The organism is Halorubrum ezzemoulense DSM 17463, assembly GCF_002114285.1.
Classification (GTDB): Archaea; Halobacteriota; Halobacteria; order Halobacteriales; family Haloferacaceae; genus Halorubrum; species Halorubrum ezzemoulense.
Map to the genome: position 1 here is coordinate 112,012 of NZ_NEDJ01000002.1, position 24,231 is coordinate 136,242.

19 protein-coding genes and 2 tRNA genes are annotated in these 24,231 nt (G+C 69.3%); 10 read left to right on the plus strand and 11 right to left on the minus strand.

Going from position 1 to position 24,231, the window contains the following annotated elements; genetic code table 11:
• Window positions 1-38 precede the first annotated feature (38 nt).
• The 4 genes from B9H04_RS01325 to B9H04_RS01340 form a co-directional block, all read right to left on the minus strand.
• Window positions 39-1,406, minus strand: coding sequence for an MFS transporter (locus B9H04_RS01325; protein WP_049929667.1), 1,368 nt, complete (start codon window positions 1,404-1,406; stop codon window positions 39-41).
• A 203-nt stretch (window positions 1,407-1,609) separates the two neighbouring features.
• On the minus strand, window positions 1,610-4,495 hold the full coding sequence (locus B9H04_RS01330) for a UvrD-helicase domain-containing protein (protein ID WP_049929668.1): 2,886 nt from the start codon (window positions 4,493-4,495) through the stop codon (window positions 1,610-1,612).
• Window positions 4,492-7,074: a PD-(D/E)XK nuclease family protein gene (locus B9H04_RS01335; RefSeq protein ID WP_085682382.1), complete on the minus strand. Its 2,583-nt coding sequence runs from the start codon at window positions 7,072-7,074 to the stop codon at window positions 4,492-4,494. Before B9H04_RS01335 ends, B9H04_RS01330 begins: the two co-directional genes overlap by 4 nt.
• Before the next feature lie 505 nt (window positions 7,075-7,579).
• A tRNA-Arg gene (locus B9H04_RS01340) sits at window positions 7,580-7,654 on the minus strand.
• Between the two features lie 332 nt (window positions 7,655-7,986).
• Between B9H04_RS01340 and B9H04_RS01345 the strand changes: the two genes are divergently transcribed.
• Window positions 7,987-8,586, plus strand: coding sequence for an RAD55 family ATPase (locus B9H04_RS01345; RefSeq protein WP_049929670.1), 600 nt, complete (start codon window positions 7,987-7,989; stop codon window positions 8,584-8,586).
• A 76-nt stretch (window positions 8,587-8,662) separates the two neighbouring features.
• Window positions 8,663-9,085: a CoA-binding protein gene (locus B9H04_RS01350; protein ID WP_049930089.1), complete on the plus strand. Its 423-nt coding sequence runs from the start codon at window positions 8,663-8,665 to the stop codon at window positions 9,083-9,085.
• Window positions 9,086-9,146: 61 nt separating this feature from the next.
• On the opposite strand, the gene B9H04_RS01355 is transcribed toward B9H04_RS01350, so the two are convergent.
• Entirely contained in the window at window positions 9,147-10,127 is a 981-nt protein-coding gene (locus B9H04_RS01355) for a PLP-dependent cysteine synthase family protein (RefSeq protein ID WP_049929671.1), read from the minus strand.
• Between the two features lie 155 nt (window positions 10,128-10,282).
• On the opposite strand from B9H04_RS01355, the gene thrS reads away from it, so the two are divergent.
• A complete protein-coding gene (gene thrS / locus B9H04_RS01360) occupies window positions 10,283-12,259 on the plus strand; it encodes a threonine--tRNA ligase (protein ID WP_176454974.1) in 1,977 nt (658 codons plus the stop codon).
• A 9-nt stretch (window positions 12,260-12,268) separates the two neighbouring features.
• On the opposite strand, the gene B9H04_RS01365 is transcribed toward thrS, so the two are convergent.
• Complete coding sequence (locus B9H04_RS01365) at window positions 12,269-13,789, minus strand: ATP-binding protein (protein ID WP_085682383.1); 1,521 nt, start codon at window positions 13,787-13,789, stop codon at window positions 12,269-12,271.
• A gap of 277 nt (window positions 13,790-14,066) precedes the next feature.
• Between B9H04_RS01365 and B9H04_RS01370 the strand changes: the two genes are divergently transcribed.
• The 3 genes from B9H04_RS01370 (at window position 14,067) to B9H04_RS01380 (ending at window position 17,251) form a co-directional block, all read left to right on the plus strand.
• Window positions 14,067-15,233 (plus strand): pyridoxal-phosphate-dependent aminotransferase family protein, encoded by a 1,167-nt coding sequence (locus B9H04_RS01370; RefSeq protein WP_049929674.1) that lies wholly within the window; start codon window positions 14,067-14,069, stop codon window positions 15,231-15,233.
• Window positions 15,234-15,311: 78 nt separating this feature from the next.
• The gene (locus tag B9H04_RS01375) at window positions 15,312-16,421 is read left to right on the plus strand and encodes a guanosine monophosphate reductase (protein WP_049929675.1); all 1,110 of its coding nucleotides are present in this window, start codon (window positions 15,312-15,314) and stop codon (window positions 16,419-16,421) included.
• 110 nt (window positions 16,422-16,531) lie between these two features.
• Window positions 16,532-17,251 carry a methyltransferase domain-containing protein gene (locus B9H04_RS01380; protein ID WP_049929676.1) on the plus strand — a complete coding sequence of 240 codons (720 nt, stop codon included), beginning with the start codon at window positions 16,532-16,534 and terminating at the stop codon, window positions 17,249-17,251.
• A gap of 38 nt (window positions 17,252-17,289) precedes the next feature.
• On the opposite strand, the gene B9H04_RS01385 is transcribed toward B9H04_RS01380, so the two are convergent.
• The 4 genes from B9H04_RS01385 to B9H04_RS19030 all read right to left on the minus strand — a co-directional run bounded on the left by B9H04_RS01385 (window position 17,290) and on the right by B9H04_RS19030 (window position 20,115).
• Window positions 17,290-18,582 carry an MFS transporter gene (locus tag B9H04_RS01385; RefSeq protein WP_049929677.1) on the minus strand — a complete coding sequence of 431 codons (1,293 nt, stop codon included), beginning with the start codon at window positions 18,580-18,582 and terminating at the stop codon, window positions 17,290-17,292.
• 89 nt (window positions 18,583-18,671) lie between these two features.
• Window positions 18,672-19,409 carry an SDR family oxidoreductase gene (locus B9H04_RS01390; protein ID WP_085682384.1) on the minus strand — a complete coding sequence of 246 codons (738 nt, stop codon included), beginning with the start codon at window positions 19,407-19,409 and terminating at the stop codon, window positions 18,672-18,674.
• Window positions 19,410-19,500: 91 nt separating this feature from the next.
• Window positions 19,501-19,758, minus strand: coding sequence for a hypothetical protein (locus B9H04_RS19025; protein WP_094580669.1), 258 nt, complete (start codon window positions 19,756-19,758; stop codon window positions 19,501-19,503).
• Between the two features lie 21 nt (window positions 19,759-19,779).
• Window positions 19,780-20,115 (minus strand): hypothetical protein, encoded by a 336-nt coding sequence (locus B9H04_RS19030; protein WP_248648629.1) that lies wholly within the window; start codon window positions 20,113-20,115, stop codon window positions 19,780-19,782.
• A gap of 580 nt (window positions 20,116-20,695) precedes the next feature.
• Here B9H04_RS19030 and B9H04_RS01400 point away from each other — a divergent pair.
• On the plus strand, window positions 20,696-21,448 hold the full coding sequence (locus B9H04_RS01400) for a histidine kinase dimerization/phospho-acceptor domain-containing protein (protein ID WP_248648630.1): 753 nt from the start codon (window positions 20,696-20,698) through the stop codon (window positions 21,446-21,448).
• Window positions 21,449-21,751, plus strand: coding sequence for a sensor histidine kinase (locus B9H04_RS19035; protein WP_249025085.1), 303 nt, complete (start codon window positions 21,449-21,451; stop codon window positions 21,749-21,751).
• Between the two features lie 431 nt (window positions 21,752-22,182).
• Here B9H04_RS19035 and B9H04_RS01405 read toward each other — a convergent pair.
• Window positions 22,183-22,256 (minus strand) — tRNA-Lys (locus tag B9H04_RS01405).
• Window positions 22,257-22,469: 213 nt separating this feature from the next.
• Between B9H04_RS01405 and B9H04_RS01410 the strand changes: the two genes are divergently transcribed.
• Together B9H04_RS01410 and B9H04_RS01415 are read left to right on the plus strand one after the other, a co-directional pair.
• A complete protein-coding gene (locus B9H04_RS01410) occupies window positions 22,470-23,936 on the plus strand; it encodes a DHH family phosphoesterase (protein WP_049929679.1) in 1,467 nt (488 codons plus the stop codon).
• 71 nt (window positions 23,937-24,007) lie between these two features.
• Window positions 24,008-24,214: a hypothetical protein gene (locus B9H04_RS01415; protein ID WP_049929680.1), complete on the plus strand. Its 207-nt coding sequence runs from the start codon at window positions 24,008-24,010 to the stop codon at window positions 24,212-24,214.
• Window positions 24,215-24,231 lie beyond the last annotated feature (17 nt).

Below are 24,231 nucleotides of genomic sequence, written 5' to 3' on the forward strand. Positions count from 1 at the left end.
GCCGCCCGCGCCCGGTTCCCGATCCGGGGCGTCTCGCTTCACGCGTACGCCTCGAACTCCTTGCCGAACGCGAGGAAGTAGCCGGTGCCAACGAGCCCGACGACGGCCGCGACGGTGAACGCGACCTGGGGGCTGACGAAGTCCCACAGGTACCCCCCGACCGCCGCGCTCGGGATCACGACCGTGTTCCGGAGGAGGTAGTACGTCCCGGTGACGCGGCCGCCGGCCCCCTGCTCCGCCGGGCCGACGATGAGCGCCTTGTGCGACGGCAGGCCCGCGAACCGCAGCCCCGAGAACGCGAAAACGGCGATCATCACGGCCGACAGTGGCAGCGCCGACCCCGCGAGGGCCGGCGCGTAGATCAGTACGACCGGGAAGAGGGCGTACACCGCGAACCCGACAGCGACGACCGGCTTGAGGCCGATGCGCTCCGCGAGCCGCGAAGCGGGGACCATGATCAACAGCGCGACGAGCATCTCGACGCCGAGGAGGTAGCCGAAGAACGCCTGCGGCGAGAGGTCCACGTCGTACGCGAACCCGCCCAGCGCGACGGTCGCGTCGAGGCCGACTTGGAAGAACTGCGTGACGACGAGGACGAAGAACACGTACACCATCCCGTTCGCGAACCGGACGAGCGTGTCGCCGACGAGCAGCGGCCGGAGCGGCGCCGGCATCTCCCGCAGGTCGCGCCGGACCCGGTCGAGCCCCGCGAACGAGTCGCCGAAGGAGTCGCCGCTCGCGTCGTAGAGGACGTGCTGGACGAGCGTGCCGAGGACGCCGAAGGCGACCGCGACCGCGAGGACGAACTGGAAGCTGACGGTGAACTCCGCGCGGAGTCCGATGAGGACGGCGGCCAGCACGGGTCCGACGAGGAACGCCGTCCGCCGGAACGTCTCCGTGCTGGCGAACCCGGCGGCCAGTCGCGAGGGGTCGGTCGCCTGCTTCACGACGGCGAACGTCGCGCCGAGCCCGAACGACTTCCACGCCTGCGCGAGGACCAGTCCGACGAAGATCCAGACCCACGGCTCCACGATGAGTCCGCCCACCGCGATCGGGCCGACCCCGGGCGCGACCAGCCAGACGAGGAAGCCGAGCGTCGACAGCAGCCCGAAGAGGGTGAGCGCGTACCGCGAGCCGATACGGTCCGAGACGGCGCCGCCCGGGTACGGGTAGATCGCCGAGATAACGTTGCCGAACGTCCCGAAGAGCCCGACGACGAACCCGGACGCCCCGAGCGCGACCATGTACTCCGGGAGGTACCGGTTCGTCATCTGGAACCCCAAGCTGAACGCGAACATCGCGATCGACAGCACGAACACGTCGCGCTCCAGCGCGAAGAGTCGCCGAAACCCGTCCAGCGCCCCGGAATCCGCCTCTGCGTCCGCGTCGTCGCCGCCGGCGCTCACGGGGGCGCCCCCGGTGTTCCGGAGCGGTCGCGGTCGTCGACGCCGGCGCGGGTCGGTCCTGCCTCGGGGAGCGCCATACGCGTCGTCCGGTTCGCGTCGACAAAAATTCCACCCCGTCACGGAGCCGGCGCGAGACGGTCACTCACCTCGGGTGGCGCCGGCGAGGGAGCAAGTCGGGAGCGCCAGTCGGACCGGTCGGGGCCTCACCCGGACGGCGACTCGGTCGCTCGAACGAGCGCGCGCAGCTCCTCGACGGCGAGTGGCTCGACCCGCTCGAGCGTCCCATCGCTCGTGTAGAACAGGCTCGTTTCGACCGCTTTCTCGGCGAACCACTCGTCGAGGACGTGGTAGTAGACGCTGAGCTGCTTCTGGTACTCTGCCCGCGCGCGCCGCGTCGAGTCCGTCTTGTAATCGACGACTGCGACCCGGTCGTCGGTCACGTGAACGAGGTCCGCGATCCCCGAGACCGTGACGCGGCGGCCGTCGACCTCGAGCGGGAGCGTCACCGGCTCCTCGACGTACCGCTCGCCCGACAGCCCGTCGAGTAGGTCGACGACTCGCCGCTCGTGGTCGTTCGACGGCGTCACGTCGTCGCCGAGCGCGTACGCCTCCGCAAAGTCGTGGACCCGAGAGCCGAAGTCCATGCCGCGAGTCTCGGGCGCCGCCTCGGCGCCCGCCTCCGACCGCTCGTCCGCCGCCTCGAACACGGTCTCGTCCATCAGCGAGTGTGGGCTGTGACCGATCGGGCCGTCAGGCGCCGTCACCGAGAACGGCAGTTCCGCGTCGGCGGGCTCCTCGCGGTCGAGCGACTCGACCGCTGGTTCGATCTCTTCGACGGCGACGGGAAGCTCCTCGAGGAACGTGTTCGGGTCCTCGCCGGCCGCGAACACGACGTGGCTCTCCGCGCGCGTGACCGCGACGTAGAGCAGCCGGCGTTCCTCGTCGTACGCCCGCGGTAGGCAGCGCCGGATCACGTCGTGCCGCCAGTTGTCGTACACGTGCGGGTGGGCCCGCTCCGCCGAGTACACCTTCTGCTGTCGGAGCCCCACCGGGTCCCGGTACTCGATGACGCTCGATCCGCCGGCTCGAGGTGGGAAGCGCCCCGCGTTCATGTTCGCCATGACGACGATCGGATACTCCAACCCCTTCGCGGCGTGAATCGTCTGGACGGTCACCGCGTCGTCGCCCGCGGACGCGGCGACGTCGACCGTGCTGCCGGTCTCGACGCCGCGCTCCATGAACCGGATCAGCTCGCCGCGAGTCGCCGTCGTCGCGTCGTGGACCGACTGGACCGTGTGGAGGAGCACGTCCGCCGCGTCGCCCGCGAAGCCGTAGCGGTCGAGGACGCGGCGGGCGACCGCGCCGACCGACTCCAGATCGTGGAGCCCGTCGCGGAACGCCGCCGGGTCGTCAGGGTACGACCCCGTCTCCAGGAAGCGACCGATCTCGTCGAACGCGTACCCGGCCCGTTCGAGGACCACCGCCCAGCCGCGGTCGGCGTCGGTTTCGAGGATCCGAAGCCACGCGAGCAGCAGTTTCGCCGGATCCGTCCGGAACAGTTCGATCCCGCCGTCGTAGGCCATCGGGAAGTCGTACTCGTCGGCGGCGGCGAGGAGTTCCCGCCCGTAGTCTCGGGTCCGGGTGAACACCGCGATATCCCCGTACTCCGGCGGTCGCGGTTCGCCGTCCGCCCCCTCGACGGCGTAGTCGTCGTTGCCGACGATCGCCTGAACCTTCGAGAGGACCGCCTCGTGTTCGTCCTCGTGGCGGATTCCCTCGACGACCGTGTTGTCGAAGGGAGTATTCGAGGAGAGCCCGACGACGTCGTCGGGGTCGACCGCGACGGTATCTCCGCTCGCAGCCGGCGCCGCGATCGCCCGCTCCGAGAGGTCGATGACCGACGCCGTCGACCGGTAGTTCTCCCGCAGTTCGATCCGGGTCGGGTCGGTCGCGTCGAACGGGACCCGGTCGGCGTCGTCGTTGAGTTCGGCGGCGAACCGCTCCAGCCGCGCTTCGAACTCGGTGACGTTGCGCACGTCCGCGTACTGGAACGAGTAGATGCTCTGCTTCCAGTCGCCGACGGCGCAGAAGTTCTCGGTCCCGGACAGAAGCAGCGCGAGCTTGAACTGGAGCTCACTCGTGTCCTGAAACTCGTCGACCATGACGTACTCGAACTGCGCCGCCTCGCGGGCGCGCTCGTCCTCGCAGAGGAGGACGAACGCGAACAGCTGGAGGAAGCTGAAGGATAGGTAGTTGCGGCGCAGCGCAAATCGCAGGTACTCGAAGTACACGTCGCGGACGAACGCCTTGAGCCCGTCGCGGTCCTCGTCGAAGACCGCCCGCGCCACGTCGTCGTCGAGGCGCTTCGTCCCGCGGCCGCCGCGCAGCTCCGACTTCGACGGGGCGTCCGAGCGGTACGTCTTGTGGCGGCCGAAGTCGCTCAGGTCCTCGCGCAGCGCCGACTGTTTCCGGCCGTCGTTCCGGGGTCGGTTCGCCGCGTCGAACCGCGCTCTGAACGCCTCGAAGTCGCCGTCGAGGTATGATTCGCCGCCTCGATACCACCCGTCGGCAGTGGGGAAGATCCCCTTCGACGCGAGCTCTCCGATCAGGTCGAGCAGCTCGCCCGGTTCGGCGAGCGCGCGGTAAAACGCCGCGTGTTCCGGGTGGTCGTCGCGGAAGCCGCCGAAGAACTCGCGGAACCGCTCGGCCTCGATCAGCTCGTCTTCGAGGATCCGCGTCGACCCCGTGATCCGCTCGTCGAGGCCGAGGTGTGTCGGCGCGGCGTACCCGTGCTCCTGAAGCAGTTCGTGGCAGTGCGAGTGGAACGTCCGGATCGGGGCGTCGGCCAGCTCCCGCAGGCCGTACGCGCTGTGGTCGACGATCCGCTCTCGCATCTCGGTCGCGGCGCTCCGCGTGAACGTCGCCAGCAGCACGTCGTCCGGTTCCACGTCCGGCCGGTCGACGATCCGTCCGTAGCGCCGGGTGACGGCGAACGTCTTCCCCGTCCCGGGACCGGCGTCGACCAGGTGCGTCCCCGCCGTGCTCTCGATGAGCTCCCGCTGGGCCTCGTTCGGCGTCGGCTCGCTCATCGGTCCCCCTCCAACAGCAGGTCGCGGTTGTCCACGCGCCGGTAGTTCGGCGCGCCGGCGAGCCCGTCGACCGGGAACCGCTCCTCGCCGGCGCACCGGGCGTTGAGTTCGTCGGGGCGCTCGTCGACGAACGCCTCGAAGGCGTCGAGGTCCTCGCGGAAGAAGGCCCGCCTGCGGGCGCCGTTGAGCTCTCGGATCGCCTGGTCCGCGCCCTTCTCGGCGTCGACGGCCGCGGACGTTTCCGCGTCGACCGCGGCGGTGAACCGCTCGGCGAACTCGGAGTCGCGGAGTTCGCCCTTGTCGGTCGTCTCGGGGAACGTCAGCGGGGCCACAACCTGCTCGTAGGCCGAGTAGCCGAGGTCCTCGAACGTCTCCCGACAGTCGGTGTAGCCGTCGAGGAGCCGCTCGTACGCATCCCGGGAGCCGACGTACTCGTCGAAGGCGACCGGGTGGTAGGTGACCGTCGTGAGCGCGTCGCCGAGGTCGGCGTCGCCCGCGATCACGTCGGCCATCGGCTCGAGGAAGTGGAAGAACGTGAACTCCAGCCGCTCATTCGGACGGACCGACCGGTAGTACGTCAGGTACAGCGCCGCCTGAAAGTTCGGCGCGTCCGCCGGCGGGTCGACCGCCGCGTCGCCGACGACCTGTGCGGTGCGCTTCTTGCGTCCGCTCTTGTAATCGAGCAGCGCGGTCGGCGCCCGCACGAGGTCGATCTTCCCCTTCACGCCGAGGGCATCGTCCTCGAACCAGCGCTCGGTGAGCGGTGAGTCGACCGGCTCGTCGAAGTGTTCCGCGAAGAAATTGGTTCCCCACCCCGACGCCGCCGTGAGGAAGTCGTCCGACTCCGGCCCCTCCTCGTCGAGATACTCCGCGATCAGCTCCAGTCCGATGCGGTACTTCCGGCGGCGGAGGGGCTCGTCGGCGGCCGAGGAGAACGCCTCGGTCTCCGCGAGCATGGCGTCGACGAGGGCGTCGGTGTCGGCCGCGGCGACCGCCTCGGGGTGGTTCACGTAGAACTCCGCGAAGTCGTGGAAGAGGGTCCCCTCGACGAACCGTTCCCGATCCGGAGTGTCGAGGAGCCGCCCGAAGAGGTAGTCCCGGGGGCTGTTGACGTAGCTATTCAGGGTCGACTGGCTGACCGTCCCGACCGTCTCGGGGTCCACTCCGGTCGGTTCACGGTCGAAGCCCGCGCCCGTCGACCGCGGTCGCGGCCGGTGTTCGACCGAGTCGAGGTCGCTGAACCGCTCGAACTCCTCGTCGAGGAGGTCGCCGAGGTACAGGCACGGAGTGACCGGCTCCCCGCCGGCCGCGTCTTGAACGAGGTAGTACCGTCGGTCACCGCTCTGGAGCAGGCGCTGGAAGTCGCCGACGTAGCGCGCGAACTGGGTCTCGGTGTCCACCCACGGCCGCTGGGGCGCCGAGTGCGTCCACTCCTCTCCCATTCCGAGGTGGAAGACGACGGGGCGGTCGACGTACGCGGAGGACTTCGCGTCGGCGAGGAGGACGCCCTCGTTCTCCCTGTCGACGGGGACCTCGTAGGTCTGGAGGTAGTAGGCGAGTCGGTCGACCGCGCCGGCGGTCACTTGCGCGTCGGCGAGCCCCAGGTTCCGCAGCTCCTCGTCGAGCCGGTCCAGTTCGACGCCGGCCTCGGTCGCGTAGGCGTCGAGCGCCGCCGCGAACGTCCGGTCGCCGACGCCGTCGCGGAACGTCCGCAGCCACTCCGTGGCGGGGTGGTCGACGGCCGCCAACCGCCGCTCCCGGTCCGCGGTCGGGACGTCCATCCCCAGTTGCGCGAGGATCGGGGCGGCGTCGCCGACGGTCGCGTCGCTCCCCCGGAAACAGAGCCGGAGGAGCCGGACGAACGTCCGGTGGTGCGGGTCGTCCGCGAACCCCGGCCCGCCGTAGAAGGGGATGCCCGCGGCCTCGAACGCGGACTCGACGAGCGAGGAGTACTTCCCGCCGCCGTCGAGGACGACGGCGACGCGGTCCGCATTGTGCGCCGTGATCGTATCGCGGAGCGCGGCGACGATGTCGGTCGCCGACTCGAAGACGTGGAAGGGCGGGGGGTCGAACGCCTCCCCGCTGAAGAGGTCGACGCGATCGAACGCATCCGGGAGGACGCCGCGCTCCAGTTCGGTCAGCTGGTCGTACCCGACGACGGCGACGGACCCACCGTCGTCGATCGCGTACTCCGTGAGCCGCTTCGAGGTCGTCCGCAGCGTCCGCATGACTTCGACGACCTCGCGGGTCGCGTCGTCGACGTAGGCGTCGTACTCTAAGACCGCGCCGAGCCGGCCGGTGTGTTCCCAACACTGGAGGACGTTCCCGACGGCGTACGCGACCGCCTTCCAGTCGTGGTCGGTCTGTCGGACGATCTCGAGGAACGCCCGGCGGTCCTCCGCCTGCTCGCGGCGACCGGCCGCGAGGCGGCGCGGCGTGGTCGCGAACGTTCCGAAGTGCGGGCGGTCGAGGCGGCGGTTGATCGCGCTCGCGACCGGGGCGTCGGGCGTCACGACGAGGTCGTAGTCCCGGACCTCCGCGTAGAGCGACGCCGCGTCTTTCGCGCTCCGAATAGGCACGACTATCGGGAGCCGGACGAGTCACAAAAAGATAGCGGGGGCGCCGATCGGTTCGCCGAGTCCGGAAGTATCCGGAGGCGCCGTTGTGCGACGTATTCGACTCCGATCAGACGATCGATCGACGGCTTCCGAAGCTTGAGGACGCGGGGCTCGTGGACCGCTACGACCCGCAAGGGGACAGTCGTATCACGATCGCGGTCGAGTCTCCCTCATTGGCGAACGCGACGAGAGCACCTCGAAGCCGACTGAGTCCGGTTCCCGTCGCTACTCGACACCGAGCTCGCGAGCGGCGGCCGAAATTGCGAGTCTCGTGTGCGCTCCGCACCGTCTCTAGTAACCGGCAACCGATCGGAACGGTAAGCGAGTGACGCCAGTGTTATAAGACGCAAGGAGAATACCCGCGCCTTTAGGCGCGGGATGAATCCGGCAAGCTCTCTACACCCACCATTCGATCCGAGACTCTACAGTAGAATTAGGACTAGTTCGGCAACGGACCGCGAGTGAGTGGGCGCTACAGGATTTGAACCCGTGGCAACTTGGTCCGAAGCCAAGCACTCTGTCCAAACTGAGCTAAGCGCCCTCACGTCGGCTTACTTCCGAGAGCGTGTTAAGTCCCGCGATTCGAAACCGGCGCCGCGCAGTCCGTCGGTTCCGGCCCGGCGTCGCCGATCGGTCGATTCGCCTGCGTGATAGATTTCCACGGTCCGGCGGCGTTCGGCCCCCCACTGGCGGCCGAATTCGCCGTCCGATCGGGTCCACGGCCCGATCGGGACGCGCCGTCGCGTCGCAGGGGCCGATCAAAAAGAATATTATTCGGAGCGGGCATGTTCAGGTAGTAGATGTGTCTTGGTCGCACGGCCTCGCGGCCGAACGAGTGGATCGCGCCGACGTCGCCGCCCCCGAGGTGCGTCCATGTATGAGCTGACGCCGCATTTCGACGCCGATGTCGATCCCGGGACCAACATTCTGTTGACCGGCCCGCCGCTCAGCGGGAAGCGGTCGATAATGATGGACGTCCTCGCCGCAGGGACCGATCGCGACGAGGGCGCCATCGTCGTCACCACCAAGGACGGCGCCGATCGGGTGCTCCGCGACTACGAGGAGCGGACGCCCTACGAGGGGAAGCCCGTCGCGGTCGTCGACTGCGTCACCCGCCAGCAGGGGGGCGAGACCCGCGAGTCCGACCGTATCAAGTACGCCTCCTCGCCGGTAGACATGACCGGGATCGGGATCAAGCTCTCCGAGTTCCTCCAGGCGTTCGGCGACCGCGGTATCGATCAGAACCGCGTGATGGTCCACTCGCTGTCGACGCTGCTGATGTACTCGGACCTCCAGACGGTGTTCCGGTTCCTCCACGTGTTCACGGGCCGCGTCCAGAGCGTCGACGGACTGGGACTGTACAGCATCGACTCGACCGCCCACGACGACCAGGCGATGAACACGCTCAAACAGCTGTTCGACGGCATCGTCACCGTCCCCGAGGACGGCGACCCCGAGATCCGACTCCCCTGACCGGGAGCCGACGACCACGCTTCTCTTCACAGCGGCTAGGGATCCGTTTAATCGCATGGCGATCGAATCGTCGACCATGCCCGTCACGGACGACGCCGGACTCGACCGCCTGCTCGACGCCGAGACGATCGCCGTCGTCGGCTGTTCGACGACGCCCGGGAAGGCCGCGCACGACGTGCCCGCGTATCTTCAGGACCGGGGGTACCGCGTGATCCCGGTGAATCCGTTCGCGGACGAGGTGCTCGGCGAACCGGCGTACGACGCGGTCGGCGACGTGGAAGAAGAGATCGACATCGTTGACGTGTTCCGGCCGAGCGAGGAGGTCCCGGAGATCGCCGAGGCCGTCCGCGAGCGACACGCGTCGCGCGGCGACGCCGGGACGCTGTGGCTCCAACTCGGGATCAGCCACGACGAGGCGGCCGCGGCCGCGGAGGAGGACGGGATCGACGTCGTTCAGGACCGCTGTCTCAAGGTCGAACACGGTCGACTGCGCGGATAACGGACCGGGCGGCGGCCGCGGTACCGGCCGGTGTCTGGGCGGCGTCGCGCCGCTCCGCCACCTACCCCTCCCACTCCTCGAAGGACCGGTAGACGCCCTTCGAGAGGTAGCGCTCGGAGGAGTCGGGGAAGACGGTGACGACCGCGTCGTGCGGGGCGTCTATCTTGCCGTCGCGGATCTCCCGCGCGACCCGCTTCGCCGCGATCGCGTTCGCGGCCGACGAGGAGGCGACGAGGTGGCCCTCCTCGCTCGCGAGCCGGCCCATCTCCTCGTGGACGGCGCGGTCGTCGATCGCTTGGATCTCGTCGACGAGGTCCGGGTCGAACAGCTCGTTGCGTCCGGTGTCGTGGGTGCCGATCCCCTCGGTCTTGTACGCCTCGTGGTCGACGTCCTCGTCGAGGAACTCGCGGTACGCGGAGCCGGCCGGCTCGACCGCGACGACGTGGGTGTCCGGGTCGGCCTCGCGGAAGTAGCGGGCGATCCCCATCAGCGTCCCGCCCGTGCCGCAGCCGGCGACGACCGCGCCGACCTCGCCGTCGAGGGCCTCGTCGATCTCGGGGGCGGTCGTCTCGTAGTGTGCCTCGGCGTTGAGCGGGTTCGAGAACTGTTGGGGGACGACCGCGTCGTCGAGCTCCGCCGCGATCTCGTGGGCGCGGTCGATCGCGAGCCCCATCCCGTCCTCGCTCGGCGTGTTCACCACCTCGGCGCCGAGCGCGCGCATGAGCTGCTGTTTCTCCACCGAGAAGCGCTCGGGAACGACGAAGACGGCGTTTAACCCCAGCTGCTTGGCGGCGACCGCGAGCCCGATCCCGGTGTTGCCGGCGGTCGGCTCGACCACGGTGCCGCCCTCGCCGAGGTCGCCCCGCTCCAGCATGCGTTCGAGCATGTACCTCCCGATGCGGTCCTTGATGCTCGCTCCAGGGTTGAACGACTCCAGCTTGGCGTACACCGGCACCGCGGTCGGCGCGTCGTGGACCTCGACGAGCGGCGTCTCCCCGATCGCCTCCAACACCGACGACAGGGGCTCCCGATGACTGGTCATAGGGCGGCAAACGTTGCCGGGTGATTTGTGTGTTGCCATCGCTCGCTCCCGATCCGGGGCTCCAGAGCGGCGGCGTGACTTGCCGGGATCTGGCGGCGAGCGGCGAACGATGTCCGGTCGACCGTGACGCTCGGCGCCGCGGATCGAACACACTTATGCCGGTCGTCCGGTTCCGACACTGTATGAGCGAGACCGATGCGGAGGCCGAGGTGACGGTCGTCCTGCCGGACGGATCAGAACTCACCGTTCCGGCGGGCTCGACAGTCGAGGACGTCGCCTTCGAGATCGGCCCCGGGCTCGGTCGCGACACCGTCGCGGGGAAGATCGACGGCGAACTCGTCGAGAAGCACGCGGCGGTCCACGACGGCGCGCGGATCGAGATCGTCACCGACCAGTCCGACGAGTACCTCACGGTGTTGCGCCATTCCGCGGCCCACGTGTTCGCGCAGGCGCTCCAGCGGCTCCACCCGGAGGCGACGCTGACGATCGGCCCGCCGACCGACGACGGCTTCTACTACGACGTGACCGACGTGGACGTCGACGAGGACGACCTGGCCGCCGTCGAGGCGGAGATGGACGAGATAATCGCCGCCGACTACGACATCGAGCGCGAGGTCCGCTCGCGCGAGGAGGCGAAAGAGATCTACGCCGACAACGAGTACAAACGCCAGATACTCGACGAGGAGGCCGACGGCGAGGAGGTCACCTTCTACGTCCAGGACGACTGGCAGGACCTCTGTCAGGGCCCGCACGTCGAGTCGACCGGCGAGATCGGCGCGGCGACGCTGCTCGAGGTGTCGGCCGCCTACTGGCGCGGCGACGAGGAGAACGACACGCTGACGCGCGTGTACGGCACCGCGTTCGCGAGCGAGTCCGACCTCGAAGAGTACCTCGAACTCCGCGAGGAGGCCCAAGAGCGCGACCACCGAAAGATCGGGCAGGAGATGAACCTCTTCTCGATCCCGACGGTGACCGGCCCCGGCCTGCCGCTGTACCACCCGCCGGGGAAGACGGTGCTGCGCGAGCTGTCCGACTTCGCGAACGAGCTCAACCGCGAGAAGGGGTACGAGGAGGTCGAGACGCCGCACGTGTTCCGGACGGAGCTGTGGAAGCAGTCCGGCCACTACGAGAACTACAAGGACGACATGTTCCTCCTCGACGTGAACGACGAGGAGTACGGCCTGAAGCCGATGAACTGCCCGGGCCACGCGACGATCTTCGACCAGCAGAACTGGTCGTACCGCGACCTCCCCCAGCGCTACTTCGAGAACGGGAAGGTGTACCGGAAAGAGCAGCGCGGCGAGCTGTCGGGCCTCTCGCGCGTCTGGTCGTTCACCATCGACGACGGCCACCTGTTCGTCCGCCCCGACCAGATCCGGCAGGAGATCGAGTCGGTGATCGAGATGATCTTCGAGGTCGTGGAGACGCTCGATCTGGAGGTCGAGGTCGCCTTAGCGACCCGCCCCGACAAGTCTGTCGGCGGCGACGAGATCTGGGAGTCCGCTGAGGAGCAGCTCCGCGACGTGCTCGAATCGGGCGGCTACGACTACGACATCGAGCCCGGCGACGGCGCGTTCTACGGCCCGAAGATCGACTTCGGCTTCGAGGACGCCCTCGGCCGCGTCTGGGACGGTCCGACCGTCCAGCTCGACTTCAACATGCCCGACCGGTTCGACCTGACCTACACGGGCGAGGACAACGAGGAGCACCAGCCGGTGATGATCCACCGGGCGCTGTACGGGAGCTACGAGCGGTTCTTCATGGTGCTGATCGAGCACTTCGACGGGAACTTCCCGCTGTGGCTCGCGCCGGAGCAGGTTCGGATCCTCCCCGTCTCCGACGAGACGCTGGGCTACGCCCACCGCGTGAAGAACGAGCTGGAAGACGCGGGCTTCCGCGTCGAGGTCGAGGACCGCGACTGGACCGTCGGCCGCAAGATCCGCGCGGGCCACGACGACCGCCTCCCGTACATGGTCATCGTCGGCGACGACGAGCAGGAGGCGGGCACGGTCTCGGTGCGCGACCGCTTCGAGAACCAGCGCGGCGACGTCGACCTCGACACATTCGTCGACCACCTCGTCGACGAGCGCGCGGAGAAGCGGACGGAGCCGGACTTCGTCGACGCCGAGTGACCGAACGGCTCAGGCGGCCTCGACGCCGGTGATCTCGAACCGGGCGCCGTCCGCCTCGGACGCCGTCACTCGCACCGCCCAGCCGTGCGCGTCGGCGATCTCGGCGACGATGTTCAGCCCGAACCCCGTCCCGTCCGTCGTCGTCGTGTAGCCGGTCTCGAACACCTGGTCCCGCTCCGCTTCGGGGATCCCTTCTCCGTCGTCGGCCACGTAGAACCCGGCGCCGTCCGCGAGCGGTCCGACGGTGACCGTCACGTCCTCGCCGCCGTGTTCCACGGCGTTCCGGAACAGGTTCTCGAACAGCTGTCGCAGCCGCGCCTCGTCGGCGAGGACTTCAGAGTCGTCGAGCGCGACGCGGAGCGTCCCGCCCCGACTGTCGCTCGTCTTCCACGCGTCGGTCGCGAGCGCCGCGAGGTCGACCGGGTCCGGGTCCTCGACGTCGCTCCCCTCGCGCGCGAGCGCCAGCAGGTCGTCGATGAGCGTCTCCATCCGTGAGAGCGACCGCTCGATCGGGGCGATGTGGTCGCTGTCGGACTCCTCCGCGAGGAGGTCCAGCCGACCCCGGGCGGCCGTGAGCGGGTTCCGGAGGTCGTGGCTCACGACGCTGGCGAACTCGTCGAGCCGGTCGCGTTCGCGTTCGAGCTGCTCCGCCGCGTGCTGTCGCTCCAGCTCGTAGCTCACCCACCGCGTCAGCAGTTCGACGAACGTCCGCTGCGTGTCCGTGAACGGCTCGCCGCGCGGCGTGGTCGCGGCGAAGCAGAGCGTCCCGTACTGCTCGCCGTCGATCTCGACCTGTCCGCCGATGTACGTCTCGAGGCCGAACGTCTCGTAGGCCGAGTCGTCGTTCCACCCGTTCTCGGAGGCGTCGACGACTGTCAACAGCCGGTCGCGCTCGATGGTCCGCTTACAGTACGCCGCGTCGAGGGGGCAGGTCTCGCCGGCCTGTAGCAGCGGGTGTTCCGCGTGCGATATCTCGACGTGCTGGGTGCCGTCCTCGATCCGGGTGAGGAAGCCGTTCGGCACGTCGAGGTACTCGCAGCCGAGCGTCAGTATCGCCTCGACCTTCTCCTCGAAGGTGCGGTCCTGGTCCGAGGAGACCGCGTAGAGGCGCTGGATGGCCCGGAGGCTCTCCCGCTGGCGCCGCTCTAGGTCGCGTCGCTCGGTGATGTCCCGGAGGTACACCGAGAGCCCCTCGTCGGAGGGGAACACGCGCACGTCGAACCAGACGCCCAGCGGTTCGTAGTACGAGTCGAACGAGACGGACTCTTGGACGTCCATGGCGTGGTGGTACCGCTCGTAGAACTCCGTCCCGGTCGAATTCGGGATCGAGTCCCACCGGTGACACCCCACAACCGTCTCGCTCGGATCGACCGCGTCGTCGCGCATCGCGGCCCGCAGGATCCGCCGTCCCTCCTCGTTGGCGTACGTGACCCTCCAGTCCGCGTCGAGGGCGAAGAACCCGTCGGCCATCCGGTCGATGACGGTCTGGAGGTCCTGGTCTGCGCTCGATTCGCCCGCGCGGTCGCTCATGTCGCGTCATACGCGTCACGGGGATTTAGGTACCGGTGGTCACCGCCCCGGACCACCGAGCGTCTGCGCGGGTCGACGGAGTTCGATCGGCCGGGCGCCCGCTCGCGGTGCGGCGACTTCGATCGGCCGGGCACCCGCTCGCGGTGCGGCGACTTCGATCGGCCGGGCACCCGCTCGCGGCGCAGCGATAGCGGCCGGCCGTCGTCGTCGGCCGTCACTGCGTCGGCGAGCCCGCGCGTTCCGTCGGGTTTTGTCACCGCTGGCTGGACTCAAGCGCATGTCAGAGCGATACGCCGAACGCGGCGTCGACGAGAAAGCGCCCGACGTGGGGGAGCTGACGCCGCCGGACCGCACGCTGATGGGCCCCGGTCCGAGCGACGTCCACCCGCGCGTCCTCAAGGCGATGAGCACGCCGCTCGTCGGCCACCTCGACCCGTCGTTCGTCGAGATCATGGACGAGGTCCAGGAGCTGTTGCGCTACACGTTCCGGACCGACAACCAGTGGACGATCCCGGTCTCCGGGACCGGGTCGGCGTCGATGGAGGCCGCCATCGGCAACCTCGTCGAGCCGGGCGACACGATGCTGGTACCGACGAACGGCTACTTCGGCGGCCGGATGAAGTCGATGGCCGAGCGCGCGGGCGGCGAGGTCGTCGAGGTGGACGCCCCGTGGGGCGAGCCCCTCGACCCCGTCGACGTCGAGCGCGCGTTCAACGAACAGCAGCCGGACGTGTTCGGGTTCGTCCACGCGGAGACGTCGACGGGCGTCCGCCAGCCGAACGTCTCCGAATTGACCGACATCGCGCACGCTCACGACGCGTTCGTGATCGCGGACTGCGTCACCTCGCTCGGCGGCGTCGAGATGCGCGTCGACGAGTGGGGCGTCGACGCCGCCTACTCCGGCCCGCAGAAGTGCCTCTCGTGTCCGCCGGGGGCGAGCCCACTCACGCTCAACGACCGCGCGATGAACAAGGTGCTCGACCGCGAGGAGCCGGCCCGCTCGTGGTACCTCGACCTCTCGCTGTTGGAGGGGTACTGGGGCGACGAGCGCGCGTACCACCACACCGCGCCGATCACGAACGTGTACGCGCTCCGCGAGGCGCTCCGCCTCGTCGCCGAGGAGGGGATCGAAGAGCGGTGGACGCGTCACCGCGAGGTCGCCGGCGACCTGAAGGTAGGGCTCCGCGATCTGGGCCTCGAAATGAACGCTCCCGACGAGTACTGGCTCCCAAGTCTGAACGCGGTCCGGGTGCCCGACGGGGTCGACGACGCCGCCGTCATCGACCGCCTGCTCGACGAGTACGACTTGGAGATCGCCTCCGGGCTCGGGGACCTGGAGGGCGACATCTGGCGCATCGGCTGTATGGGGCACTCTGCCCGCCCGAAGAACGTCGAGTACGTCCTCGCGGCGCTCGAGGGCGCCCTGGCCGAGCAGGGGTACTGACGCGTCGCGGCAGCGCGACCGCGCGCGCTCCGGCTATCGAGAGGTTTTTCACCGTCCGTCCCCCGTCCCGCTAAGGGTATGAACGATCTACGAACCGGGCTGAGCTACGGGGACGTGCTGCTCGTCCCGCAGCGGTCGCCCGTCGACAGCCGGAGCGACGTGGACCTGTCGACGCGGTTCACGCCGAACGTCGAACTGGAGACCCCGCTGGTCTCGGCGGCGATGGACACCGTCACGGAGGCCGAACTGGCGATCGAGCTCTCGCGGGCCGGCGGGCTCGGCGTCCTCCACCGCTTCCTCACCGTCGACGAGCAGTCGGCGCAGGTCGAGCGGGTGGCCGCGGCCGGCGAGCGGGTCGCGGCCGCGGTCGGCATCAACGAGGACCACCTCGCTCGCAGCGCCGCGCTGGTCGACGCTGGCGTGGACGCGATCGTCGTCGACGTCGCGCACGGCCACCTCGACCGGACGATCGCGGCCGTCGAGGAGATCGCTGCGGAGTTCCCGGAGACGGACCTCGTCGCCGGCAACGTCGCCACGCCGGCGGGCGTCGAGGACCTCGCGGCGGCCGGGGCCGACTGCGTGAAGGTCGGCATCGGGCCGGGTTCGCACTGTACGACGCGGAAGGTCGCCGGGGCCGGCGTCCCACAGCTCACCGCGGTCGACGACTGCGCGACCGCGGCCGCGGACCTCGACGTGACGATCTGCGCCGACGGCGGCATTCGGACCTCCGGCGACGCGGCGAAGGCGCTGATGGCGGGGGCCGACACGGTGATGCTCGGGAGCCTCTTCGCCGGGACGGCGGAGGCCCCGGGGGCGGTCGTCGAGGTCGACGGGACGCGGTACAAGCGGTCGCGCGGGATGGCGACGACCGCCGCCGCCGAGGACCGGGATGACAAAGGCGCGAACGTGGGCGCCGACGAGGGCGTCGAGGCGCTGACGCCCTTCAAGGGCCCGGTGGGGACGGTCGCCGAGGAGTTCTGCCAGGGGATTCGTTCGGGCCTCTCGTACTGCGGCGGGCACACGCTCGAAGGCGCCCGGGAGCGCGCCGAGTTCATGCGCGTCGCCCCCGGCGCGAAGGAGCGCGAGGGGTTCCACACCGACGACGACTGGGAGGGGATCAGCGTGGACAGCGAGACGAAGCGGGTCGCCGACTCGACCGGCGGGTCGGCCGCCGAGGGCGACGACTGAACGGTCAACTGCGTCCGGTCCCGTCGCCTGCGGACACGAGGTGCGACCCGGTGCGTCACTGCGTGACGATATCACGGACCGCTTTTCACCGTGAGCGGACAGTCCGGCGTATGGCCGACGCCTTCGGACGCGCGCTCCGCGACCACAACCGTGGCGACCGGACGGAGCCGCTCTACCAGGGAGACGGCGAGGCGGTCCGCGAACATCCGATCGAGGCGTTCTATTTCACCGAGTTCGACCCCGACGACGAGGCGGGGTCGTGGCTAGCGTCCCGGCTGGAGTGCCCGCTGGTCGACCTCGGCGCCGGCGCTGGCCGCCACGCGCTGCGGTTTCAGGAGCGGTTCGAGACGGTGGCCGTCGAAGCCAGCCCGGCGCTCGTCGAGACAATGCGGGACCGCGGCGTCGCCGACGCGAGGGAGGGCGACATGTTCGCCCTCCGCGAGTCGTTCGAGCGCGACCGATTCGCGTCGGCGCTCGCGATCGGGACGCAGATCGGGCTGGCGGGGTCGATGCGCGGGCTCTCGGCGTTCCTCAGCGACCTCGCGTTCGTGACGACGCCCGACGCGACCGCGGTGGTCGACTGCTACGATCCCGAGCACTCCGAGGCGGCAGACCTGTTCGGCTACCGCGCGGACCCGACGCCGGGGCTCGCGCACCGCCTCATGTGGTTCCGGTACGACGGGGAGACGGACCCGACGCTCCACTTCCGGCTGTTCTCGCCGGACCGACTCCGCGAGGCCGCCGTTGGGACCGACTGGGTCGTGGACGCGGTCGACCGCGAGGGCTCCGGCGACGGCCCGCACTACCGCGCCGCGCTGCGGAAGCGGTAAGGGGACGTGGCCGCTCGGTGTGCGGGCCGCACGCGGTCCTACCACGTCGTCAGCGCCGCGCGACCGTGGTCCCGCGCGAGGATCGCGAGGAACGCGAGGACGCCGGTGACCGCGAACGCGCCGCCGACGTAGAAGACGGACGCCATGCTCACCTCGACCATGAGCCAGCCGGCGATGAGAGGGCCGGCCACCGACCCCGGCCGCCACACCAGCTCTCGGATGCCGAAACTGGAGGCGACGCCGCCGTCGTCGGTCCCCTCGTCGGCGAACAGCGCCATGCTGGCCGGCTCCCGGAACGAGTCGGCGACGCCGAGGAGTCCCGAGAGGCAGACGAGCGGAAGGTACGCCGGCGGGAGCGCGCCCAGTACGGGGACCGTGACGCCGCTACCGAGGGCGGCACCGATCGGCGCCGAGAACGGGATCGCCATCGCGATCACCCCGTAGGCTCCGCCGCCGCCGAACACGAACAGCGACCGCCCGTAGGCGTCTGAGAGCCGACCCGTGAACAGTTGCCCGACCATGTTGGTCGCCTTCTCGGCGGTGACCGTCACCGCCACCGCGGTCGCCCCGACCGCGAGCCCCCCGCCGCCGACCGCCGTCCCCGCGTAGATGGGAACCCACGTCCGGACCATCGTCACCGCGAAGGCGTACTGCGCCCGGAACGTCGATATCGTCAGGAGCTTGCGGTTGACCGCGAGGTCGGTGAAGGGGAACCCCTCGATCCGCGTCGGGTCGTCGTCGAGCACGCCCCACGTGACGAGCCACGCGGTCACCATCAGCGCCGTGATGACTCCGAATACGGGGCCGAAGCCGACGGCGTCGTAGATGGCGCCCGCGCCGAGCGAGCCGAGTATCGAGGCGGCGAACGAGGCGGCGTTCGCCTTCCCGATCTTGTCTGCCCGGGTGCCCGCTTCGGCGATCTGGCCGACGAGCGAGAGCGTCATCAGCCCCGCGCCGGTGACGACGAACCCCTGAAGCGCGCGCACGGCGACGAACGTGGCCGAGGAGTCGACCAGCGGGAACAGCGCGTACACGCCCGCACCGGCCACGAGAACGGCGAGGAGGACGCGCCGCTTGTCGAACCGGTCGCCGGCCCACGCGAGCGGGACCACCGCGGCCGTCTGCGCGAGCGTGAACCCGGTGGTGTACATCCCGATGACGAAGCCGGCCGAGACCGTGACGCCCAACACGGTGACCGCCTGCGGGTCCAAGGCGTTGATGTACGTCGGCAGAAGCGTCAGCAACGTGATGAAGCCGAACCCCTCCGCGAACCGAGTGAGGTACAGCGCCCAGAACTGCGATCGCTTCGGTCCGTCCGTCGCGTTGCTCACACGCGTCCGCCGTCCGGTGATTCAAAAGGGGTTACGGTTCGAAGGCCGGGGCCCGACGCTCGACGGCTCGTCCGCCCGGACCGGGGCGGCTACAGCGTGTCGGCGAACTTGTCGCGCCGGAAGAGGTCGATCTCCTGGGCCGTCGAGCCGGGCCGCGACGCGGCGAAGGCGATCGCCTCAGCCACCTCCTCGGGCTCGGTGACGCTCCCGGGCTCGAACCGCTCCTCGAACGGCTCGCCGTCCTCGCTCCCGAACTCCGTCCGGACCTCCGAGGGGTTGACCACGGAGACGGCCACGCCCTCGTCGCCGACCTGCGCCGCGCCGCTGTGCGCGAACCCGCGGACCCACCACTTCGTCGCGGCGTACACGGGGTTGAACGACCGCGGGTACTCCCCGGCGAAGCTGCCGACCGCGATCAGGCTCCCCTCGCTCTCCGTGAGGTGCGGGAGCGCCGCGCGCGTGAGGAAGAACGCGCCGTCGACGTTCGTCTCCTGCATCACCGAGTACTCCTTGTCGGTCATCGTCGCCACGTCGCTCCCGCGGGCGACGCCCGCGTTGACGACGGCCACGTCGAGGTCGCCGAACTCGTCGACCGCGGCCTCGACCGCCGCTTGCGAGGTCGCCGGGTCGCGCACGTCGCCGTCCGCGACCACGGCCTCGACGCCGTGATCGGACCGCACGTCGTCCGCGACCGATTCGAGCGCCTCGCGCCGCCGCGCCACGAGGACGACGTTCGCCCCGCGCTCGGCGAGCGCGTGCGCCGTCGCCTCACCGATTCCCGAACTCGCTCCCGTTATCACCGCCGCCGCGTCGTCGAGACTCGACATGTACGCAGCGTCGTCGTCGGCGAAGCACATAAATCACCCACGCCGCGGCGAGCGGCGCAGGGGCGGTTGAGCGAACTGCTCGCCGACCGCCTCAGCGGTTGGAGGAGGTGACGCGTCGGTGGTTCGCGCCCGCCCGCATGTCCACGTGGCCGCAGCGCTCGCACCGCCACACGTACGCGCCGGTCTTCACCGCCGCCCGTTCGCCGTCGACCCGTTCGGTCCGGTCGCTCCCGCGCCGGGCGCACTCGTCGGGGCGGTACTTGCTCTCGACGGACTCCTGCTCGGCGACGCCGTCGCCGTCGCCGACCGCGATCCCCTCGGCGACGGCGCGAACGTCCTCGCCGCTCATCCGTCGTCGCAGCCGAGTCAGCTACTTCCGGAAGCGCTCGGCCCGGTCGACGAGTCGGTCGTACCGGGCGTCGTCCGTCGGATCGCCGCCGTCCCGCCACTCGTACGCCGAGATAAGCACGGTGGTCCGGTAGTGCTGGTCCAAGAGCAGGTGGTAGTCGGCCCGGTGGAACAGCGTCTCGACGGTGTCGACGAGGTCCGCTTCGAACAACGGGCGTTCGATGTCGCGGCCGTACGGCGCCTCCGCGTCCGGGGCCGACCGCTCCCTGACGCAGAGCACGCGACAGTGCGACGCCTCCGACCGCGACCGTTCCAGTATCTCCTCGGCCGCCCCGTCGCCGAGCGACTCGTCCGGCACGAGGACCGCGACCCCGCCGTCGAACGCCTCGGCGAACTGGGCGGTCGTCAGCCCTCGGCGGGGGCGTACTCGTCGAGCCAGAGCCCGGAGAGGTCGGCCCGGGTCTTGTTCGCCTCGCAGACGACGACCGACGAGGCGAGAAGCGCAACGGGAATCACCCACCGCGGGCCGCTCGGCGCGACCGCCCGACCGGCCGCGGCGTGGCGTCACTCATCGCGCTCCGTCGGCGCGGCGCTCGACTCGCGCATCGACTCGGAGAGCCGCCTCGGCTCGACGAAGAACGGGTGGACGGTCGTGAGGTCCTCGACGAGCGAGACGGCCGTCTCGACCGACCGCTCCGCGCGCCGGAGGTCAGCCTCGATGAAATGACGTTATATTGATTATTTCTGGGTGTTTCGTCGAACACAGCGCGGGTAGCCGGGATAATCTGTTCGGTCGCTGCCGTGCTGAATGCCCGGATAAGTGCGCCACATGGGCTCGTTTCGACCCTCGATCACGGCCTCGACCGGCGCTCGGAGCGCCGAGGGCTCTCGTACATATCGAAATTATTTAAATATCGCATACTGGAATACATCCAAAAATGGCTCCCGACACTCAGATGAATCCCGTCGTTATCGCGGGGGCGGCGATCATCGTCGTAACAGGGGTGATGAGTGTGCTCGTGGACGTCGACTTTGGGATACTCGCACTCCAGGCCGCGGTTCCGATGCTCATCGGAGTCGGATTGGTGTCGTACGGGCGGCTCCGATCGGACGGGGTCGCCGCGACGAGCCAGCGGACGGTGTTGAAATGGACTGTCACCGGATTTCTCGCGTTCGTGATTCTCGGAGCCTGGTTCGGGGAGATGGCCTCCCGAGCGGACTCGTCGCTCCTGCTCTCGATGACCGGATCGCTGAGCGTCGGCGCGGCGCTCGGCACGGTCATCGGCGTGTACGCGGCGCGGCTTCGTCGTACGAACGAGGAGCTCGCGGAGACGGTCTCCGAACTCGAACGGGCGAACGAGCGCCTGACGATGCGGAACGAGCAGCTGGATCAGTTCGTCGACGTCGCCAGTCACGACCTCCGAAACCCGGTGAACGTCGCGAAAGGGCGGATCGAACTCGCCCGCAGGGAGTCCGACAGCGAACACCTCGAAACGGCGGACGCCGCCCTCACTCGCATGGAGGCCCTGATCACCGACCTCGTTTCGTTGACGAAGGCGGGCGACCGGATCGACGAAGTCGCCCCCGCGAATCTCGAAGCGGTCAGCCGGTCGGCGTGGGGGAGCGTCGACACGGGCGACGCGTCGCTGCGCGTCGAGACAGAGATAGCCATTTCCGCCGACGAGAGCTGATTGCGACAGATCTTGGAAAACCTGTTCCGCAACTCGGTCGAACACGGCGGCGAGGACGTGACCGTGCGGGTCGGAGCCATTCCGAACGGGTTCTACGTCGAAGACACCGGCGCGGGGATTCGAGACGACCTTCGCGACCGACCGTTCGAAGACGGAGTCACCACGGGCGAAGGGGGCGCGGGCCTCGGACTGACCATCGTCAAGCAGATCGCCACCGCTCACGGGTGGGAGATAGGCGTCGAGCAGAGCGCCGAGGGCGGCGCTCGCTTCGCGTTCACGGGCGTTGAGTTCCCAGACGGGTGAGGAGTGTCACACGCAGTCTGACTCCGGCCACCCCGCGGGCCGGAATCGAGTGTCGGTCCTGTGGCGCTCGATCCCTCGTCCGTTTGTCCGTGCGGTCCGCCAGGAGTCCCGTCGACGGGCAGAGCCGTCCGTTCAACGTTCGTATCAACCGTCTCGGCACGACTCTTCCCCCTCGGCTAGTTCTCCGAGCCGTCGGCCACCTCGATGGCGCCGATCTGTCGTTCTACCCCGTTCGTGATTCCGCCTTTCGAGACGGCGGCACAACGCGGGAACTCGTCAGTAGACGGTGAACCGTTATGAGAAGCGGGCCGGGCGCGATTGTGAACCACGAGAAGACGGTCGCTCGCTTCGCTCGCGCTGCGACTTCTCTACTTCAAATCGCTTCCGTCCGGTTCCCTCACCGCATCGCTGTCGCTCTGCGGTTCAGTGTACGGGCCGGGCGCGATTTGAACACGCGACCGACGGATTAAGAGTCCGTCGCTCTCCCTAACTGAGCTACCGGCCCTCACAAGTTCGTACCCGGGTCACGGTAAAAGGCCTTTTCATTCGACCCCGTCGGCGCTCGGCGGACGCCGGTACAATCGCACGAAAGCGACGGTATCGCGTTCGGACCCGAACGCGTCTCTCGGGAGCGAAGCCGCCGGGCTCGGCGACCTCGTGGCCGGGGGACGACGCCGAGAGCGCACTCGTTAAGTGTCGTGCCGCGGAAATCCCTCCAATGAGTAGTGGGGCATCCGGATCCGCGCGGACCCGGTACGCCATCCTCGGCTGTGGAAGCGTCGGTCACGCCGTCGCGGAGGAACTGACCGAGCGCGGGAAGGACGTCCTCATCCTCGACCGCGACGAGAGCCGCGTCGAGGCGCTCCGCGACCAGGACCTCAACGCGCGCGTCCAGGACATCGCCGAGCCGGACGTCGTCGACGAGCTCGCCGACCGCGACATCGTGTTGATCCTCGCCAGCGACGTGGAAGCGAACAAGGCCGCCGTCTCGGCGGTCAGAGAGACCGGCGGCGACCACTACCTCGTGGCCCGGGCCTCCGACCCCGTCAGCGAGGACGAGCTGCGCGAGCGCGGCGCGGACGTGGTGATCAACCCCTCGACGGTGATCGCCGACAGTGCCCTCCAGTCGCTGGAGACCGGCGAGCTGGAGTACATGGCCCGCCAGCTAGCGGAGATCATCGAAGACGGCGGCGACCGGATGGCCATCCTCACGCACGACAACCCCGAGCCGGACTCGATCGCGTCCGCGACCGCGCTCCAGGCGATCGCGGAGGCGTTCGGCGTCGACGCCGACATCATCTACTCCGGCGACGTGGGCCACCAAGAGAACCGGGCGTTCGTCAACCTCCTCGGGATCGACCTGCTCGCCCGCGGCGAGGCCTCGCCGCTCTCCGAGTACGAGACGATCGCGGCCGTCGACCTCGCGAAGGCCGCCGCCGAGGACCTCGATCTCGACGTGTCGGTCGACATCTACCTCGACCACTTGGAGGCCGAGGTGCCGTTCGACGCCCGTTTCGTCGACGTGCGGACCAACGTCTCTTCAACGTCGACGATCCTCACGAAGTACCTCCAAGAGTTCGACCAGTCCCCCTCGGAGGCGGTCGCGACCGCGCTCCTCTACGGGATCCGCGCTGAGACGCTTGACTTCAAGCGGGACACGACGCCCGCCGACCTGACCGCGGCGGCGTACCTCCACCCGTTCGCGAACCACGACACGCTCGAACAGGTGGAGTCACCGTCGATGAGTCCGGAGACGCTGGACGTGCTCGCGGAGGCGATCCAGAACCGCGAGGTCCAGGGGAGCCACCTCTTCTCGACGGCCGGGTTCATCCGTGACCGCGAGGCGCTCGCGCAGGCCGCGCAACACCTCCTCAACCTAGAGGGGATCACGACGACGGCCGTGTTGGGCATCGCGGACGAGAAGATCTACCTCGCGGCGCGTTCGAAGGACATCCGGCTGAACATCGGCGACGTGCTCGACGAGGCGTTCTCGGAGATGGGCGACGCCGCCGGCCACTCCACGCAGGGGTCGCTCGAGATCCCGCTCGGGATCTTCACCGGCATCGAGGCGAGCGGCGACAAGCGCGACACGCTCCTCCACCTCACCGAGGAGGCGGTCCGGCGGAAGCTGTTCGACGCGCTCGGCGTCGAGGGCGGGAGCGGAGACTCCTCGAACGGGTCCTGAGCCGCTCCGACCGCCGCCGCTCGGCGCGGTCGTTTTCCGGCTCGGGGACGTACCTCCGACCACCGCGCCGCATGTACGTTCCCGAGGATCCGCCGGCGAACTGTCCCGCCTGCGGTGACCCGTACGACTCGGTCTCCCGACACACCGGCGGGTTCGTGGCGAACCTGCTCGACAACGAGCGCTACCAACGGGTCTGTTTCTACCCCGCGACCGACGGCAGCGACCCCGCGTTCGACTGCTATCACCACACGCACGCGCAGGCCGGCGTCGACGACTGAGACGGCGGTCGCCCCGA

Bases quoted from the DNA above. Each gene is read 5' to 3' on its own strand.
- B9H04_RS01370 (WP_049929674.1), top strand. From the start codon at position 14,067: ATGTCAGAGCGATACGCCGAACGCGGCGTCGACGAGAAAGCGCCCGAC.
- thrS (WP_176454974.1), top strand. From the start codon at position 10,283: ATGCCGGTCGTCCGGTTCCGACACTGTATGAGCGAGACCGATGCGGAG.
- B9H04_RS01365 (WP_085682383.1), bottom strand. From the start codon at position 13,789: ATGAGCGACCGCGCGGGCGAATCGAGCGCAGACCAGGACCTCCAGACC.
- B9H04_RS01390 (WP_085682384.1), bottom strand. From the start codon at position 19,409: ATGTCGAGTCTCGACGACGCGGCGGCGGTGATAACGGGAGCGAGTTCG.
- B9H04_RS01410 (WP_049929679.1), top strand. From the start codon at position 22,470: ATGAGTAGTGGGGCATCCGGATCCGCGCGGACCCGGTACGCCATCCTC.
- B9H04_RS01415 (WP_049929680.1), top strand. From the start codon at position 24,008: ATGTACGTTCCCGAGGATCCGCCGGCGAACTGTCCCGCCTGCGGTGAC.
- B9H04_RS01400 (WP_248648630.1), top strand. From the start codon at position 20,696: ATGGCTCCCGACACTCAGATGAATCCCGTCGTTATCGCGGGGGCGGCG.
- B9H04_RS01380 (WP_049929676.1), top strand. From the start codon at position 16,532: ATGGCCGACGCCTTCGGACGCGCGCTCCGCGACCACAACCGTGGCGAC.
- B9H04_RS01345 (WP_049929670.1), top strand. From the start codon at position 7,987: ATGTATGAGCTGACGCCGCATTTCGACGCCGATGTCGATCCCGGGACC.
- B9H04_RS01355 (WP_049929671.1), bottom strand. From the start codon at position 10,127: ATGACCAGTCATCGGGAGCCCCTGTCGTCGGTGTTGGAGGCGATCGGG.
- B9H04_RS01350 (WP_049930089.1), top strand. From the start codon at position 8,663: ATGCCCGTCACGGACGACGCCGGACTCGACCGCCTGCTCGACGCCGAG.
- B9H04_RS01330 (WP_049929668.1), bottom strand. From the start codon at position 4,495: ATGAGCGAGCCGACGCCGAACGAGGCCCAGCGGGAGCTCATCGAGAGC.
- B9H04_RS19025 (WP_094580669.1), bottom strand. From the start codon at position 19,758: ATGAGCGGCGAGGACGTTCGCGCCGTCGCCGAGGGGATCGCGGTCGGC.
- B9H04_RS01375 (WP_049929675.1), top strand. From the start codon at position 15,312: ATGAACGATCTACGAACCGGGCTGAGCTACGGGGACGTGCTGCTCGTC.